This is a genomic window from Sorangiineae bacterium MSr12523 (genome assembly GCA_037157775.1).
Lineage (GTDB): Bacteria > Myxococcota_A > Polyangia > Polyangiales > Polyangiaceae > Pendulispora > Pendulispora brunnea.
The window spans coordinates 436,648-452,905 of record CP089982.1 but is presented as its reverse complement, the minus strand read 5'-3'; the positions used below and the strand labels follow the sequence as shown (position 1 = coordinate 452,905).

Here is a 16,258-nt window from a genome sequence, read left to right as displayed (position 1 = left end):
ACGATGGGTCGACATTTGGTACGATTGGGAGTCGACAGCTCGTCGCGTGCCCGTGAACGTCGGAACCGGCTCCTGAGGGAGCCCCGAATAAGCGGGAACACCACGCGGCGTGTGAAGGGTCGCGCAGCGGGCGCCGACCGGTGGCGGTATTCCTCGTTGGGGTAGCTGCCTCTGCAGAACTGATCGCATCCACCGGACCTTTGCTCTCTCTTCGTCTGGCAAAACAAGAAATGCCAGCAGCAGCATGTGTGCGAACGCGCGGAGCGCTCGTTTGCGCCGCCGTTTGTCCGCATGTTCCACGCGACGAGTCGTGAACCCCCGTTCACGGCAAATCACGCCTTGTGAGCGGCCCGCTCCCATACGCCGCCGACGCGTTCCAGCGCGGACTTGCCACCGCGCTGTGGAAGACGTCTCTACGCGTGAGCAGACTCCAGATTTCCACTTTGATGGGTATGCCCAGCGTCTCGTCCGCCCGCGCAGCCTACGGCGCGAGAGCTCGGGCGCTCTGCACAGAGCTTCGACCTGCGCGCGCACGTCAGGACGGCGTCGGCAAGACTCGCGAAGGCGTCGCAGCCCGTCGGTACGCGTTGAGGCTAGGCTTGCTCGCCGTCCGCGGGTGTACCGTCGTCGATGCGCAACTCGATCGGCGGCGGGGGCCGAGGCGGGGGCGGCGGAGCATTGGGCCCCAGCGCCGCAAATCCAATGAGAACGATGCGTACGATGCGCCACGAGATGGACGGCAGACGACGTAGCCGGCGGCACGCCGTATCGGTCACGGACATGGAAAGGCTCCTCTTCGCAAAGGAATCGGGGGCGGCGGTTCGAGAACCGGCCGCGCGATCAGCGAAGAAGGGCGCAGTCGCGCAAATAGATTCGCCCGCGCGCAATGACGGGCACCCCATCATTCGGCGGAGCACACGAGACCGCCCGCACCGGGGCCGAACGCCCGCGCAAGACACCGCGTGCCGGTTCCTCCCGTGAGGCACGGGCCGGCGCCGCCTCTGCCGCGAGCGCATTCGCCACGAGCGCGATGCCGTCGACCGCACGCGGCGTGGCCGCCACGGCATGCGGAGCCACGAACGAGAGCATCACGACCATGACAAGCCAACGCAACGCGCGTCCCCACGAACGATTGCGCAGTGCCTGGCCCCTGAACGACATCGCGCTCAACGTATCCACGAAACACCCTCGGGCAAGCAGAAGCCGGCGCTGCCCTCATCGATGAATTCCGTGGGCCGTAGGTACAATGCGGTTTGCCACGCTCGATGGCGAATATGTCGAAAGCTCGAGGAGCACCCACGAGCTGCGAAGATACCAATCGGGCGGCAGCTGCCATGAGTGGCGGTGCCAATTTGTCTTTGCCCACATTATCCACTTACAAGATATTGCCAATTATTCAATTTACCGATGCGCATGGAAAATTGGACTATCGCCTATTCAATTTTAACGATAAGGCACGAAAGCCGGCAATACATCCGTAGGCGCACTCGTTGTATCGGCCGGTCCGATATTTGGCGATGCGAGCCGCAGGTGATCGATGCAAAATCGAATTCGTGTTCTTTCGTTGACATTGACGACGTTCATCCTCGGTGCGGAGCGCGATGCTCGGGCGCAGACACCTCCGCTCCCGTCCTCGACGAAACAGCTCCCGCAGTTCGAGAATGGCATGGCGTTCGAGCCGCGACATCCCGGCGATCGAGTGACGTTTGCCCTCGAGGATGCAGATTTGACGGAGCTCGTACGGGTCGTCGGACAGCTGACCGGTAAGAAGTTCATTTTCGGAGGGAAGGTACGCAATATCAAAGCAAGCGTGTATTCCCCGACGAAGGTCACCGTCGAAGAGGCGTATCAGGCCTTTCTTTCGATTTTGGAGACCAATGGCCTCACGGTGATTCCGCAGGGCCGATTTCTGAAAATCGTCGAGACCGCCGGCGTCGCGTCGCAATCGACCCCCACCATCGGCCCGCAGGAAGGAGCACCGGTGGAAGATCGTTACGTGACGCGCATGCACCGCTTGCGAAATGCCAATCCGGAGGAGGTGAGCACCCTACTCACGAAATTCAAGAGCAAGGATGCCGATGTATCCTGGTATGGCCCGGGGAATCTTCTCATCATCACCGATACGGGGGCCAACATTCGCCGCCTGATGACCATCGTCGACGAAGTCGACGTGCCGAGCGCGGGCGACAAGATATGGGTCGAGCCCATTCATTATGCACCTGCCACCGATATGGCCCAGCGGCTCAACGAGCTGTTCGACGCGAAACCCACGAGTGGAAAAGACGGTGCTCCGTCGTCGCCGAGTGGCGATCTTCACATCGCGAAAATCGTGGCGGACCAGCGCACCAACACACTTATCGTCGTCGCCACGGAAAAGGCATATCTGCGCACCCTCGAACTCATCAAGAAGATGGATGTGCCGCAGACGGGCGACGGACAAGTTCACGTCTTTTCGCTTCAGAATGCGGACGCCGTCGAACTCGCCAAAACGCTCACCGAGATGGTCAGCCAAAGCTCGGGGGCTGCAAGCGGTACGAGTAGCGGTGGCGGAGGCACGCCGCAGAGCCCACGGAGCGGGCCGCCGGGAATCTTCGAAAGTGCACTCAAGGTGAGCGCCGACAAGGCGACCAACTCGATCATCGTCACCTCGTCGGCCCGCGACTACGCCGCGCTTCGGGCGGTCGTGGACAAGCTCGATATCGCGCGGCGGTCCGTATTCATCGAAGCGGTCATCCTCGACTTGAATGTCGAAAATACCAATACGTTCGGCGTCAATTATCATGGCGGCGATGCCTTCGGGAACGATGGAGGCGGCCTGCTCTATGGCGGGCTCAATCCGCTCAAGTCGCTCGGGCCCCCCTCGCACGACGACGTCCAGGGATTGGCGCTGGGCATTCGCGGTCCGGCGATCCCCGGTGCCGAGGGCGTCTTGGGCCCGGGCGTAACGATTCCATCGTTCGGTGTGTTCATTCAGGCGCTTGCCAAGAACGAAAACTCGGATGTTCTGTCGACGCCCCACATTTTGGCCACGGACAATCAAAAAGCAGAGATTGTCGTCGGGCAGAACATACCCTTGCAGATAAACGCCGGATTGTCGGGGCTTGGAGTACTCCCCGGTGCCACACCAGGATCTCCGCAGGCTGCGGCGCTCGGCAGTTTGGGGGGCTTGGGTGCTCTCGGGGGAGGCACCGGGGCGCGCTCCGAAGTGGGGACCAAACTCTTGATTACGCCTCACGTGAACGACTCGAACCAGGTTCGCCTCGAGCTCAAAGAGGAGATCAGCGAGGGAGGCGAACCGGCGGGAGGGCTCGGCGTCATTCCCATCACCAAGCGCACCGCCGAGACGACCGTGGTGGTGCGCGATCAGCAGACGGTGGTGATTGGTGGCCTCATGCGCAACGTCAAGATACGAAAGGAGCAGAAGGTCCCGGTGCTTGGAGACATTCCCTTGCTGGGGGCACTCTTTCGTACGACGACCAGCATCGTCAAAAAGACCAACCTGGTCCTCGTTCTGACCCCGTACATCATTCGGGACCAGGATGACTTGCGCACGATCTACGAAAGGAAGATCCAAGAGCGACAAGAATTCTTGGACCACCATTTCGTCTTCGACGAAAGCTCGGAGTATCAGCCGCCAAAAGACTATTCGCGGACCAACGGTCTGGTCGAATTCATTCGCCAGAGCCACCTTCAGGTTGCCGAGCAGAAGAAACGCGACGCGCTTCTCGAGCCCAAAAAGCTCCTGACCCACGAACCGGGGACGCCTCTCGACGCGCCCATCCCGGGGGTGCATGTCACCCCGCCGGCCCGCCGCGTCACGCCGGCGACGGAGCGGTAAAAAGCAAGGGCTGCGCCCATCGACAAAATCTATGGACATTATGCAGAGTATCGATTGGCTCCAAGCGCCACGCCGGGGCATCGTCCCATCGTGCGTTACCTGCGCTATCTCACCATCTTTCTCGCAGGCTGCTCGACGGCTGCCGCAAAAGCTCCTCCCATGCAAAACCCGAATACCGCTCATTACACCGCGCCAGAACAGGCCGTTCAGGCCTATTTCAAGGCGAGCGACCAATGCTCGGGCGAAATCTTGCGCTCGGCATTTCATCCGGCTGCGCACATGTTGTGGCTCGACAAAGCCGGTGCGCTGCATTCGCGCGCGCAGCTACCTTGGTGGCGCGCTCTCGATACGGCGAGTCCTTGCCGCCCTGCCCTCGAACGCTCCCTTCGCATCCTCGATCGCGAAGGACCCATGGCGCTCGTCGAAGCGCATTCGAGGTTCGACACGTACCGCTTTCACGATTACCTCTTGGTCGTCGAAAGCCCCGACGGCTGGCTCATCGTCGACAAAGTCTTCCAACGACTCGAAGGCGATGACTCCCCCGCCCCGGCGGACGAAACCGAAGTCCGCCGCATCCTCGACGAGAAGATCCGCGCCGCCGGCGAACACGATTCCGCACTCCTCGCGAGCACGCACCTCGAAGACTGCACGTACAGCGCGGTCAACGCCAAACGCGGAACCCCTTACCTGCGCGAGAGCGTTTCCGAATGGGCCGCGAAATACGCGGCCCGCAAAGCGCGCAACGAGGATGGCCATGAAGCGAAATGGCGCATTCTCCACGCCGCCGGCTCCGGCAGCATCGGCCACGCCAAATTGGAAGTCGTCTCGCGCGGCACGCGCTACATCGATCATCTGCTCTTGCTCAAGACGACCGACGGCTGGCGCATTGCCGCGGCTGTCTGGGGCAATCCTCAGGGCCTCACTTCTGGATCGTAACGAGCACCCCCGCGGTGATCAGCCCCACCCCCAAGGCGAGCTTCCACGTGAGCTGCTCCTTCAGAACGACCACCGAAAGGACGATGGTCAGCGCCAGGCTCAATTTGTCCACCGGCGCCACGCGTGATGCGGGCCCGAGCTGCAATGCGCGAAAATAGGCCAGCCACGAGAATCCCGTTGCGAGGCCGGACAACACGAGAAACGTCACCGCCCGCGGCCTGATGTTCCCCAGCGCCCGCGCCTCGCCCGTGGCGAAAGCGATGCCCCAAGCGAACACCAGAATCACCGCCGTACGAATCGCCGTTGCCAGGTTCGAAGGCACACCCTGCACGCCCATCTTCGCCAAAATAGCTGTCAGCGCCGCAAACACCGCCGACAGAAGCGCATAGCCGAGCCAGGTCATCGCAAAGAAGCATGCTACCCGAGAGGCGCCGGCGCCTGTAACATCGCGGTCAGATCCCCAAGCAGGAGGGCCACGTGTTCGAGCGATTCCACTCCTTCCACGTCAACACGGGCGAGGCCGAGATCGCTGGCCGCATCAGCCGTCCCCAAAACGGCCCTCCGCTGCTGCTCCTCCACGGGCACCCGCAGACGCACCTCATCTGGCACAAGATTGCCGATCGTCTCGCGGAGCATTACACGGTGGTCGTCACCGATCTGCGAGGTTACGGCGCATCGAGCAAGCCTCAGGGGCTGCCCGATCATTCGAACTACAGCAAGCGCGCGATGGCCCAGGACCAAGTCGCCGTCATGCGCTCGCTCGGCTTCGATCGCTTCTTCCTTTGCGCCCACGACCGCGGCGCGCGCGTGGCACACCGTTTATGCGCGGACCACCCCGACCAAGTCGAAAAGGCGATGTTCCTCGATATTGCCCCCACGTTGGCGATGTACGAGCGCACCGATCGCACATTTGCCACGTACTATTTCCATTGGTTCCTCTTGATCCAGCCGCCGCCGTTTCCCGAGACACTCGTGGGAGCCGCCCCCGAGGCCTACGCCGAAAAGGTGATGACCAGCCCCCCGGCTGGACTCTCCATCTTCGCGCCCGAGGCACTTCAAGCCTACAAGGCAGCCCTCCGCCAACCCGGCGCCGTCCACGCCATGTGCGAAGATTACCGGGCATCGGCCACCATCGATCTGGACCACGACAAAGCCGATCGCGAGGCCGGCCGCAAACTCGCATGTCCGCTCCGCGTCCTCTGGGGCCAATATGGCCTCATCGAACACTGTTACGACGCCTTGGCGTTGTGGCGGGAGGTTGCGGAGAACGTCAGCGGGATGTCGGTCCCCTCGGGGCATTACATCCCCGAGGAGATACCCGATTTACTCTACGACGAAATGCGCGCGTTCCTGCGTTGAGTTCACGGCCCGTTCGGGCAGAGCGTCTGCCAATCCGCCGGGCACTCGAACGAACGCAGCCACCCCGTGGCAAGCGCCTCGACATCGCCCGCCTTCGCGCCCGCGTACCGCTCGATGACACGAAGGAAGTCCTGCATGCGCGCATCGCGATTGTGGTAGCGCCCATAGAACTCCGCGAACGCACGATCGAGCCGCTCCTCGCCGATCAACTCGGCCACCTTGCGATAGAAATGCGCGCCCTTGTAGTAGGGCACGCCTGACCAAATCGGGTGATTGAAAATATCGATTTGATTGCAGGTATTGTCCGGCAGCGCCACCGTATTGGGCGAGTGCGCCTGATCGGCGTCGCAGCGCGCTTTCAATCGGCAGTCGTACTGGGGCCAAATGTCGACGCCCTGTTTCTTCAACGCGTGTGCCGCCAAATACGTGGCCGAGCCCTCCGAGAGAACGAAGTCCTCCCAACACGCGATGCGCACGCCATTGCCGTACCACCCGTGTGCCGCCTCGTGCGCGTGCACCTCTTCGGAGTCGAACGAGCCGCTCGACACATGCCAATACGGGTGGTGCTCCATTCCGCCGTAAGCGCCGGGGCCCCAATTGGCCGATACGCTCCCCGCCACGTCGCCGAACGTGTAGCGCCCATATGTCTTTTCGTAGAACTCGAACACCCCGCGCAGATGCGCCGTGCCCTTGGCCGTCACTTCTTCCTGGCCCGGCAGGTGCCATGCCTTCACCTGCGTCCCGAAGAGCGTCCGCCCGAGATCCACCTCGGTGAAATCGCCCACGGCCACCGCCGGCATGTACGACGGGGCATCGTTCGGAATATGCGATGGATAGATCACCTTCTTGCCCGCGGGGGCGCCGGTCACGCTCATCCGGAACTCGACACCGTCGGCCGGCGACGATTTGCACGGGAAAAGATTCCCGCAAAAATACGGCCAGAGAAACGTTAGGCCTGCACCGGGATCCCACCCATCGAATTGGGTGTGCGGCTTGAAGGCATAGGCCACCTCGAACGTCGTGGCCAGCGCCGAACGGGGCACCTTTACGTGCAGCTTCTTACCGTCGATGACGTACGCCAGCGGCCCGCGGCGATCGCGTACGCTGCGAATGTCCAGGTCGCCAATCTCGAAGGACGCGCTTCCGCGAAGATTCGGTCCAATCTCGATGGTCGCCGTTGCCGTCAAATTGGATAGATCCAGCGACAGACTCGTTTCACGAAGATCGTAGTCCCAATTCTCCACAGGTGCGGTGTCATCGAGCGCGGCGCGGCTCGATTCCCCCTCGACTGCGGGTCCACCCGCGTCACATCCCGCCGCCGACAACGCCAAACACGCAAGAATGTACCATCGCATAGAGAAGAACTCCTTCACGCTTCATTACGGAAGGTATCCCGATTCCATTCGGCGGAAGAGCATCTTTTCTGGCGCGCGTCGTCGGATTTCTGCGTGCTAGTCTACCGCTCGAATCGTGCATGCCGACGTATTTCCGGGAGCGCTACCACACGCCACTTTCACGTGAGGAAGCCGCAAAAGTTCTGAGTAGGTTGGTGGCGCTGGTCGACGCCTACGCGACTCCCGGAGAGGACAGGGAGCCTGCATTCACCCTGCCGGATTCGTCGGAGCTGGAAGGCCTCTCGGTACTCACGACGAACGATCTTCGCGACGAGGAAGAGGACGTGGACGCCATCGCGGACGATCTGTCGATGGATCTGGAGAAGGACGCACCTCCCAGTGCGGAACGAGCGCGAGAGATTGCGGCCGCCACCGGGTACGTGCCCGATTCGCTGATCCTCGAGCCGATGGCCCTCGAGCGCCTCGCCACATGCCGCTCCACGATCGTCTTCAGGTATCCGGGAAGGGTCGGGTTTCATCCTTTTTTCCTCGACCTGCAACGCAAACTGCTCGAGGCCATTGGCCCGTCCGTGGTCGAGTCGGGCGACGGTAGCTCGTTTCAGCCGTCGGAATTTCTCGCCGCCGAGTTGGCCGAGGAACCGGGACCCGACGAAACGACGAAGAGGAAGCGCCAGCGAAAGCCGCCCCGTCGCCGCGATGCGCGCGCGGGCGAGGTGGAGACGCTCTCGCTTCGCAACCGCCTGCTCGAGATGATCGACGACCCACTCGCCAAGGGACGCCTCTTTGCGGAATTCTCCAACGCCGAGGACGGCGTTCGGAGGTACGCGTCGCTGCTCCTCGAAGACGGTGCGCAGAGCGATGCCCACGCGGCAAAAGCCCTCGGTCTCACTGCCAAGGCGGTGGCCGCGCACCGCATGGCGCTGGCCGCAATGCTGGACGAAATATCCAACGACTGAGCCTGCGGCACGGTTCGATGGCCATCGAAGCCATTTCCAAATAGGCCATGCCATGCTCGGTGCATGACCGCAACCTCCGCCGACATCCTTCGCATTTACGAGCAGTGGCACGCCACCGTGAAGGCCCGCGACATCGAGGGCACGCTTTCCCTCTATGCGGAAGACGCCCTCCTGGAGACACCTTTGGCCCTTGCGATGCTCCCGGGCAAAACGGACGGCATTCTCCAAGGCAAACACGAGATTCGCCCCTTCTTCGAGGCGGGAATTCGCAAGTTCCCGGGTGAAGCTACGTGGTACCGAACCGGAACCTTCTTCTGCAACGGGCGACAATTGACCTGGGAGTATCCCCGCGCGACACCGCACGGGGATCAGGTCGATCTCGTCGAAATGATGGATATCGCGGACGGGCTCATCACCCATCACCGCGTCTATTGGGGCTGGTTCGGATTCAAACTGCTCAATCGGCGCGACGCCACTTTGCTCCAAACGAGATAAATGGGAATGCCCACCGAGACCAAAAGCAGCGAGAAAAGAGCATTCTCGTCGGCGTCGCCCAGACTGCCCAGAAGGACCGCCAGCGCGCCCAATACGAACACGATGGGCGTCACGGGATAGAGCGGCACGCGGAAAGGACGCGGCAAGTCGGGCTCGCGGCGGCGAAGCACGAAGAGGGCGGCCACCGCGGCGCCGTAAAAGGGATAAAACCCGAACACGAATGCATCGGTGAGCTGCTCGAACGAACGAAACGACACGAACAGCAAGCCCAAAAATCCGCCCAGAATCACCGCGACCCAGGGAACGCCGCGGCCCGAGACGATGCCGAGCACCCGAGGAAAGAGGCCGTCGGTGGCCAGCGGAATCAAAAGGCGCGGCGCCGTGAGCAGGGTGCTCATGCAGCCACCGACACACGAGATGAGCACCAACGCCGCCACCGCACGCCGGCCGATGGGCCCCAACGTCAAGGTCGCCAAGTTGGTCGCGGCCATCTCACCGCCGGTGCCCGAACGGCGCAGCCCCTCGAGGCCGAGAATGTTCGCGTACCCCATGACCGCAAACAGATAGACCGCCACGATGAGGCACGTGCCGGCGACCAGGGCGCGAGGCAACGTTCGTCCCGGCTCCCGCACCTCGCCGCCCAGTGAGGAGAGATCGGCCCAGCCCTCGTAGGCCCACATCACGGAAACCATCGCGCCGAAAATGCCCACCGCACTGGGCTCGGTGGCGTAGGGCAGCGGGTGCGCGAGCGGAAGCGACTCCACCCCGGCACGGGCCGAGAGCAGGCACCCGAGCACACCGATGAGCAGCACGCCGAGGTACTTGGCAAAGGTGATCACGGCCTGCTGCACGGCGCTCTGGCGCACGCCGAACAGATTGGCCACGATGCTCGCCACCAGAAAAAGCGCGGCCACGCGGCCTTCGCGCACGGGATCTGGCACGAGCCCGAACAGCGACGTCGTGGCCTCGGCCGCGAGGCGCGCAAAGCTTCCCACGGCGCTCGGAATCAGCAAAACGAGCTTGGTCCAGCCCACCAGGAACGCGACACCGGGGCCGTAGCCGCGGCGTAGGATCTCGTAGATCCCACCCGTGCGCGGCATCGATGCCGCGAGCTCCGCCAACGAAAGCGCGCCCGCGAGGGAGACCACCCCGCCCGCGACCCACACGAGCAATGCGGCGGACAAAGAACCTGCTTGGCGCGCCACCGTGGCGGGCGTCTTGAAAATTCCCGTACCGATGATCGCATTCACCACGATGAACGTCGCGAGAAACGGCCCGAGATCGCGCTTGAGAGCCGACTCACCCTTCACGTATCGCGTTGTACACGATCGGAAGGCGTCGCGTCACCCGCGCAAGGTCGTATTGCGAATGGACGCGTCCAGGAGCTCGATGGGATGCGCCGTTTGCACGTCCTCGCCGCGCTCGCGGAGGAGCATGCGTATCTGCAGGGTGCAACCCGGATTGGCACTCACCAGGAGCTCGGGCGCCGCGGCGAGAACATTGTCGACTTTGCGCGCGCCAATGACGCGGGCGCTCTCCGGCTCGACCAAATTGTAAATGCCGGCGCTGCCGCAGCATTGATCCGAATCGGCAATTTCGGTGATCTCCACACCGGGAATGGCCCGCAAGAGCGCGCGCGGTTGCTCGCGAACGCGCTGCGCGTGGGCGAGATGGCAGGCGTCGTGGTAGGCGATTTTCTTGAACGGCACAGGATGACGCGGCGCCACGGGGCCCAATTGGGAGAGTAGCTCGGTCACGTCTTTTACCTTGTGCGCCATCGCTTCGGCGCGCGCGGCCCACGCGGGATCGTCCGCGAGCAGCCGGCCCCACTCTTTCATCGACGAGCCACAGCCGGCCGCGTTCACCACGACGGTGTCGACGCTGGCGCGTTCCAAGGTCGCAATGGCGGCACGCGCAAAATCGCGCGCTTCGTCGGCACGCCCGGCATGGACCGAGAGGGCGCCGCAGCATCGCAACTCCGGAGGGATGACCACGTCGCATCCTTCGGCCGTGAGCACACGCACCGTTGCCTCGTTCACGTCGGGGAAGTAGACGCGCTGCACGCAGCCAGGCAGCAGCGCGACCTTCGCGCGCCGGGCCCCCTGCGCTGCCGTGAATGCCGGAAGCCGCGCGAGCAGTTGATGCGCCGAGACGGCGGGCATCAAAGTCTCCAGGTTGCGCCACCGCGCAGGCAGGAGCCGCAAGATGCCCAGCTTGTGCACCAGCCAGCGCAGCCCCGTTTTGACGTAGAGAAGCTGCAGCGCCACCATCACTTTGAGGCGACTCGGATGCGGGAACAGCGCGAAGATCATGCCGCGAAACCAGCGCTCGGAGGCGGTGCGTGCCGGGGAGCGCTCCACCTCGGCGCGGGTCTGTTCGATGAGCGCGTCGTACTTCACGCCCGAAGGGCACGCCGTCACGCAGGCCATGCACCCGAGGCATTGATCGAAATGGCGCACCACCGTGGGCGAAAGCACATTGCCCTCGGTGAGCGATTTCATGAGGTAGATGCGCCCGCGCGGCGAGTCCATCTCCTCGCCCCACGATTGGTACGTGGGGCACGTAGGGAGGCAGAAACCGCAGTGGACGCACTCGTCGATGAGCTTCCGCTCTGCCATGTCAGAGGCCTCCGATGAAACGACCCGGGTTGAGACGCCGCTCCGGATCGAAGCGCAGTTTGAGCTCGGACATCACCGCAAAGGATCCCGCCGCCGCCGGCCCCCAGGGATCGATGCCCGCGCGAACCTCCGCGGGCGCGTCCTCGAGGACGAGCGAGCCCGCCGCCCCCGGCACCGAGACCAACGCTTCGCGCGCCGAACGCAGGGCCGCGATCACGGCCGGCGCATCGCCGACATCTCCGGTGATGAAACCGAGCCCCAGGCTCGCGTAACCCACGAAGGCACCACCGTGGAGCGCGTGCATCAGCGGCTCGAGCGTCTTTACCAGCGGCGCGAGGCGCGAGGGCAAGGTGGCCACCTTGATGCGCAACGCCCCACGCGTGCGCGCCTCATCGTGCCGCGTCCAAAATGCGGCCGCAGCCTCCTCCGAGAGCCGCTCCGCGCCGAGGCCGCACGCGCGCAGCGCCTGGGCGTCGATGGCTTTTTCGAACCCCTCGAAACGCACCCCGAGATCCATCCTGGAGAGCGTTCCCAAAGCCACCACACCGGTGGGCTCGAGCTGGGCCTGCCAGAGCTGCCCCACCTTCGTCACCACCTCGTCCGCGGAAACACCAGGAAAGATCACCGTCGTCGCGGCATCCGGCAAGGGGTGCAGGCGAAATGTTGCCGTAGCAACGAGCCCCAAAGTCCCCAGAGAACCGCATACGACCTTGGGCAGGTCGAAGCCCGCGACGTTCTTCACGACCTTGCCGCCACCGCGGGCCACCACTCCATCGGCGCGCACCAAAGTCACTCCGATGATGAGATCGCGCACCGCCCCGTAGCGCGCACGCCGCGGACCGAAGGCTCCCGTGGAGATGATACCGCCCATGGTCGCCCGCGCAGGGTGCGGAGCATCGAGCGCCAGCATCTGCCGCTCGGCGCGCGCCACCGCTTGCACCTCGGCGAGCGTCACGCCCGCCTCGACGCTGATGACCATGTCGGCGGGCGCGTAATCGAGCACGCGCGCCATGCCGCGCGTGCGAACCACTGCATCGAGATCCGACGGCGGATGGCCCAGCGAAAGCTCCGTCCCACCGCCCACGAAGCCGACACGCCATCGCTCGCGCGCGCACTCCGCCATCACGTGCGCGCACTCGTCCGCACTCGCCGGCGCTCGCTCCACCCGCGCTTCGAGGTCCATCAGCCGCGCCCCGCGAGGCCTGCGGTCTCCGTTTCATGCGGAACGTACTTGCCGGGTTTGTCCCCGCAGAGACGCGGCGTGGGAAAGACTTTGCCAGGGTTCATGCGCACCTCGGGATCGAAGGCGCAGCGCACCATGTTCATCGTCGCCAAATCGTCCTCGGAGAACATCTCGGTCATGTACGGGGCCTTGTCCGCCCCCACGCCGTGTTCACCGGTGATGGAACCGCCGGTGCGCACGCATATCTTGAGGATCTCGCCCGCCGTCTCCTCCGCGAGCTTCTCCTGCCCCGGCACCGCCGCATCGTAGAGCACCAGGGGATGCAAATTCCCATCGCCGGCGTGGAAGACATTCGCGATGCGAAGCCCCGACGACGCCGAGAGCCGCTCGATCTCGCGCAGCACCGGCGCGATTTCCGAGCGCGGAATTACCCCGTCCTGCACCACGTAATTCGGGCTAATACGCCCCATCGCGGCAAAGGCGCTCTTGCGACCTCGCCACATCACGTCGCGCTCCGCGGCATCGCGGGGCACGCGGATCTCGAGGGCGCCCGCCTGCCGCGTGAGACGCGTGGCCTCCGCCGCGGTGTGCTCCACCTCCGCAACGGGGCCATCCACATCCATCAACAACGCCGCGCCAACATCGGGCCAGTCGACGCCGGTGGCCGCTTTGATGGCCACGATGGCCAAGCGGTCCATCATTTCGATGGCCGCGGGGACGATGCCCGCCGCAATGATGAGCGACACGGCATTTCCCGCTTCTTCGGTGGAAGGAAAGGTCGCAAAGAAGGTGCGCGTGGCCTCCGGCTTGCGCAGGATGCGCAGCACCACTTCGACGACCACGCAGAGCGTCCCCTCACTGCCCACGAGCGCCCCGCGCAAGTCGTACCCGGGCGCGTCGAGCACGGGACCGCCCAGTTCGGCGATGCTTCCGTCGGAGAGAACCACCTTGGCGCCGAGCACGTGGTTCGTGGTGAATCCGTACTTCAAACAGTGGGCGCCGCCGGAATTCTCCGCGACGTTGCCGCCGATGGTGCACACCTGCTGCGACGAGGGATCGGGCGCGTAGTAATAGCCCTGCGGCGCGAGGCGCTTGGAGATGTCCAGGTTGATGACCCCGGGCTCGACCCGCATCCACTGATTGTCGAAGTCGATTTCCAGGATGCGCTTCATGCGCGAGAGCCCCAGCAAAATGCCGTTGGGCACGGGCAAGGCGCCGCCGGAGAGTCCGGTTCCCGAGCCGCGCGGCACGATGGGCAATCCCTCGGCGCGGGCGAGTTGGACGATGGCGACGACCTCGGCGGTGCTGCCGGGGAGCACCACCAGGGCGGGCCGCACGCGAAAGCTGGTCAGCCCGTCGCACTCGTAGGTGCGCAGCTGCTCGGGGTCGGAAATGCAGTGACGCGCGCCGACGATCGCCTCGAAACGGGCGATGACCTCGCGGGGAATCGCAGCCGCGTGCATGGCTTCCACGGCGCGATCGTGACGCCAAAGGCTCGATGTGGCAATGAAATCCCACGCGGGTATGCTTTGGCTCCGATGATCTGGAACCCGCACTCCCGCATTCGTCCGCTCTTCGAGGGGCGCGATCTCCTGGTCGGCGAGTGGCACTGCTGGGGGGTGCAAAAGCGCTGGTTCAAAGAGGTGCCCGTCTATGCCGAGCTCGATCTGCCGCGCGATGGCATGCACCTGCGCGCCGTGGGCCGGCACCAGCACGTGATCCATGCTGCGACGGCGGCCTTCAGCGCGGCCCATGCCGACTACACGCGCGCATCGCCCACGAGCAAGCCGGCCACGAGCACGTTGATCTTCGTTCGGGGAGAGCTCGCGGAGGCGCTGCCGCGCGGCACCATGTCCTCACACCCGATTTCGGCGGAGGTGGCCACGTTGCACATGCGGCTTTTGCGCGCGACCGATCCGGTGGCCGTCGAAGAAGCCGCGCTGGCCATCTTGGGCCGCGTCCTCCTCGAGCCCTCGGTGAGGCTACCCGCGCGCGATGTACCCGCGTCGTGGCGCACGCTCGCCCAGGAAATGCAGCACGTCATCGCGCTCCGCTACGGCGAGCGACTCACCTTGGAGCGCATCGCGCGGCTGTGCAAAACGTCGCCCTTCCACGCGAGCCGCGTCTTTCGCGCGGTCACCGGCGAGACGATCCACGGGTATCTCACGCGCGTGCGTCTGCGCATCGCGCTGTTCGAGCTGCGACGCGGCGCAGGCCGCCTCACCGACATTGCGCTCTCCACGGGCTTCTCGTCGCACAGCCACTTCACGAGCGCCTTCCGCACCGAATTTGGCTACGCGCCCTCCGCATTGGCGCTCTAGCGACGCGCCGTCTGCGTTCCTGCCTGAAACAAGGTGAGGCCCTCGATGTTCGCGAAGACGTGATCGACCGCGGCGGCGCGTTTCATCGTCACGCCGGGTTGGCCGGCCTTTCCCGGATCGCCGGTCTTGCCCTCGCCACCGCGAATGCCCCATTGGCCGCTGGTGAATCGGCCGCTGCCGCCGAAGCCGAGGTTTCCGCCGGGCCCCGCACTTCCACCGGCGCCGCCGCGACCTCCGGAGACGTCGGCCGAAAGCAACGAGAGCAGCTCGGGGAAGCGTGCATCATACACAATTTCCAACAGGCCGCCGGCACCACCGTTCCCGCCGGCACCACCATTCCCGCCGGCACCGCCGTTTCCACCGTTGCCACCGTTTCCGTTGCGCAGACCGCCGTTGCCGCCTTTGCCACCCGAGCCTCCGTGACCACCAGCCCCGCCTGCCCCGCCGGTTCCTCCCGCGGCATCGAGCACGAGAACGCGATCGGCCGGGGCGAGAACGAAATCTTCGACGTCGCCCTCGAGCTTCACGGCGAGGAGCTTCTCGTAGAACGGTGTCGCGACGAAGGTTGCATAGGCAACGATATGCGGCCCGGCCGCGCCATCCGCGCCATCGGTCCCGACTCGACCATGACCACCCGGCTCGCCGGGGCGGCCATCGCCGTAGGTGCCACCGTCGCTTCCGGCCGATCCGCGCGCGCCGTCATCGCCATCGTGCCCGCGCGCGCCCGCCGCACCGCCGTGCCCCGCCGAGCGAATGCACGCGTAATCCGGTTTGTACGAGGCCACGAAGGAAAATTCGGCCGGGCGCGGCCCGAATTCCGCCGTAATTTCGTACGGTGCCGCGAGGGTCGGTCGAAGGCCGGTGTGCGGCGTGAAAAGTCCATTTTCGTCGATGAGGCCCTGCCGGCTGCGAAATGCCACGTCGAGCGACGACAGGGCCTCTTTTTTGGCCGCACGCCCGTCGACGAGCACGGACAACTGCACCGGTGCCCGCGGACAGATGGTCTGGGTCGACTTGCGCAACTCGACGGTGACGCTCCGTGTGCTCGCCCAATAACGCGTCGCCTGCCCATGCTCCTGCGCGTGCGCGGTTTGGCATCCGGCAAGGCCACAACCGAATAGTGCAAGCCAAAGAAGACGGGCAGACTCTGGCGACATCGAATTGCCTCCGAGCTGAAGTCTAGCGGAGGGCCGGCGT

15 protein-coding genes are annotated in these 16,258 nt (G+C 64.5%); 6 read left to right on the top strand and 9 right to left on the bottom strand.

The genetic code is table 11. From position 1 onward, the window contains the following. Positions 1-593: 593 nt before the first annotated feature. Together LZC95_01885 and LZC95_01880 are read right to left on the bottom strand one after the other, a co-directional pair. On the bottom strand, positions 594-782 hold the full coding sequence (locus LZC95_01885) for a hypothetical protein (protein ID WXA95592.1): 189 nt from the start codon (positions 780-782) through the stop codon (positions 594-596). 58 nt (positions 783-840) lie between these two features. Further along, entirely contained in the window at positions 841-1,179 is a 339-nt protein-coding gene (locus LZC95_01880; GenBank protein WXA95591.1) for a hypothetical protein, read from the bottom strand. 358 nt (positions 1,180-1,537) lie between these two features. On the opposite strand from LZC95_01880, the gene gspD reads away from it, so the two are divergent. Next, on the top strand, positions 1,538-3,838 hold the full coding sequence (gene gspD / locus LZC95_01875; GenBank protein WXA95590.1) for a type II secretion system secretin GspD: 2,301 nt from the start codon (positions 1,538-1,540) through the stop codon (positions 3,836-3,838). A 54-nt stretch (positions 3,839-3,892) separates the two neighbouring features. After that, positions 3,893-4,774 (top strand): nuclear transport factor 2 family protein, encoded by an 882-nt coding sequence (locus tag LZC95_01870; GenBank protein ID WXA95589.1) that lies wholly within the window; start codon positions 3,893-3,895, stop codon positions 4,772-4,774. Here LZC95_01870 and LZC95_01865 read toward each other — a convergent pair. Continuing rightward, positions 4,758-5,177 (bottom strand): EamA family transporter, encoded by a 420-nt coding sequence (locus tag LZC95_01865; GenBank protein WXA95588.1) that lies wholly within the window; start codon positions 5,175-5,177, stop codon positions 4,758-4,760. The genes LZC95_01870 and LZC95_01865 overlap by 17 nt on opposite strands. Before the next feature lie 74 nt (positions 5,178-5,251). On the opposite strand from LZC95_01865, the gene LZC95_01860 reads away from it, so the two are divergent. Next, the gene (locus LZC95_01860) at positions 5,252-6,133 is read left to right on the top strand and encodes an alpha/beta hydrolase (protein ID WXA95587.1); all 882 of its coding nucleotides are present in this window, start codon (positions 5,252-5,254) and stop codon (positions 6,131-6,133) included. Between the two features lie 2 nt (positions 6,134-6,135). Here the strand turns inward: LZC95_01860 and LZC95_01855 are convergent, their stop codons facing one another. Then, positions 6,136-7,488: a peptidase M1 gene (locus LZC95_01855; protein ID WXA95586.1), complete on the bottom strand. Its 1,353-nt coding sequence runs from the start codon at positions 7,486-7,488 to the stop codon at positions 6,136-6,138. Between the two features lie 119 nt (positions 7,489-7,607). On the opposite strand from LZC95_01855, the gene LZC95_01850 reads away from it, so the two are divergent. Both LZC95_01850 and LZC95_01845 read left to right on the top strand, forming a co-directional pair. Beyond that, a complete protein-coding gene (locus LZC95_01850; protein ID WXA95585.1) occupies positions 7,608-8,444 on the top strand; it encodes a hypothetical protein in 837 nt (278 codons plus the stop codon). A 63-nt stretch (positions 8,445-8,507) separates the two neighbouring features. Beyond that, the gene (locus LZC95_01845; protein WXA95584.1) at positions 8,508-8,939 is read left to right on the top strand and encodes a nuclear transport factor 2 family protein; all 432 of its coding nucleotides are present in this window, start codon (positions 8,508-8,510) and stop codon (positions 8,937-8,939) included. Here LZC95_01845 and LZC95_01840 read toward each other — a convergent pair. Genes LZC95_01840 through LZC95_01825 form a run of 4 tightly spaced genes read right to left on the bottom strand, consistent with a single transcriptional unit; the run spans position 8,873 to position 14,203 of the window. Continuing rightward, the gene (locus tag LZC95_01840; GenBank protein ID WXA95583.1) at positions 8,873-10,249 is read right to left on the bottom strand and encodes an amino acid permease; all 1,377 of its coding nucleotides are present in this window, start codon (positions 10,247-10,249) and stop codon (positions 8,873-8,875) included. The two genes, LZC95_01845 and LZC95_01840, sit on opposite strands and share 67 nt — an antisense overlap. Positions 10,250-10,282: 33 nt before the next feature. Then, complete coding sequence (locus LZC95_01835; GenBank protein ID WXA95582.1) at positions 10,283-11,557, bottom strand: 4Fe-4S dicluster domain-containing protein; 1,275 nt, start codon at positions 11,555-11,557, stop codon at positions 10,283-10,285. Position 11,558: 1 nt separating this feature from the next. Further along, on the bottom strand, positions 11,559-12,740 hold the full coding sequence (locus tag LZC95_01830; GenBank protein WXA95581.1) for an FAD-binding oxidoreductase: 1,182 nt from the start codon (positions 12,738-12,740) through the stop codon (positions 11,559-11,561). After that, complete coding sequence (locus LZC95_01825; protein ID WXA95580.1) at positions 12,740-14,203, bottom strand: FAD-binding protein; 1,464 nt, start codon at positions 14,201-14,203, stop codon at positions 12,740-12,742. The genes LZC95_01830 and LZC95_01825 overlap by 1 nt, the downstream gene beginning before the upstream one ends. A 75-nt stretch (positions 14,204-14,278) precedes the next feature. Here LZC95_01825 and LZC95_01820 point away from each other — a divergent pair, with 75 nt between their 5' ends. Next, a complete protein-coding gene (locus LZC95_01820) occupies positions 14,279-15,061 on the top strand; it encodes a helix-turn-helix transcriptional regulator (protein ID WXA95579.1) in 783 nt (260 codons plus the stop codon). Here the strand turns inward: LZC95_01820 and LZC95_01815 are convergent. Continuing rightward, positions 15,058-16,218 carry a collagen-like protein gene (locus LZC95_01815; GenBank protein WXB00366.1) on the bottom strand — a complete coding sequence of 387 codons (1,161 nt, stop codon included), beginning with the start codon at positions 16,216-16,218 and terminating at the stop codon, positions 15,058-15,060. The genes LZC95_01820 and LZC95_01815 overlap by 4 nt on opposite strands. Positions 16,219-16,258 lie beyond the last annotated feature (40 nt).

What these genes read in the sequence shown, in the direction of transcription:
- gspD (WXA95590.1), top strand. Translation starts at nt 1,538, where the DNA reads ATGCAAAATCGAATTCGTGTTCTTTCGTTGACATTGACGACGTTCATC.
- LZC95_01855 (WXA95586.1), bottom strand. Translation starts at nt 7,488, where the DNA reads ATGCGATGGTACATTCTTGCGTGTTTGGCGTTGTCGGCGGCGGGATGT.
- LZC95_01850 (WXA95585.1), top strand. Translation starts at nt 7,608, where the DNA reads ATGCCGACGTATTTCCGGGAGCGCTACCACACGCCACTTTCACGTGAG.
- LZC95_01845 (WXA95584.1), top strand. Translation starts at nt 8,508, where the DNA reads ATGACCGCAACCTCCGCCGACATCCTTCGCATTTACGAGCAGTGGCAC.
- LZC95_01885 (WXA95592.1), bottom strand. Translation starts at nt 782, where the DNA reads ATGTCCGTGACCGATACGGCGTGCCGCCGGCTACGTCGTCTGCCGTCC.
- LZC95_01815 (WXB00366.1), bottom strand. Translation starts at nt 16,218, where the DNA reads ATGTCGCCAGAGTCTGCCCGTCTTCTTTGGCTTGCACTATTCGGTTGT.
- LZC95_01820 (WXA95579.1), top strand. Translation starts at nt 14,279, where the DNA reads ATGATCTGGAACCCGCACTCCCGCATTCGTCCGCTCTTCGAGGGGCGC.
- LZC95_01865 (WXA95588.1), bottom strand. Translation starts at nt 5,177, where the DNA reads ATGACCTGGCTCGGCTATGCGCTTCTGTCGGCGGTGTTTGCGGCGCTG.
- LZC95_01835 (WXA95582.1), bottom strand. Translation starts at nt 11,557, where the DNA reads ATGGCAGAGCGGAAGCTCATCGACGAGTGCGTCCACTGCGGTTTCTGC.
- LZC95_01830 (WXA95581.1), bottom strand. Translation starts at nt 12,740, where the DNA reads ATGGACCTCGAAGCGCGGGTGGAGCGAGCGCCGGCGAGTGCGGACGAG.
- LZC95_01825 (WXA95580.1), bottom strand. Translation starts at nt 14,203, where the DNA reads ATGCACGCGGCTGCGATTCCCCGCGAGGTCATCGCCCGTTTCGAGGCG.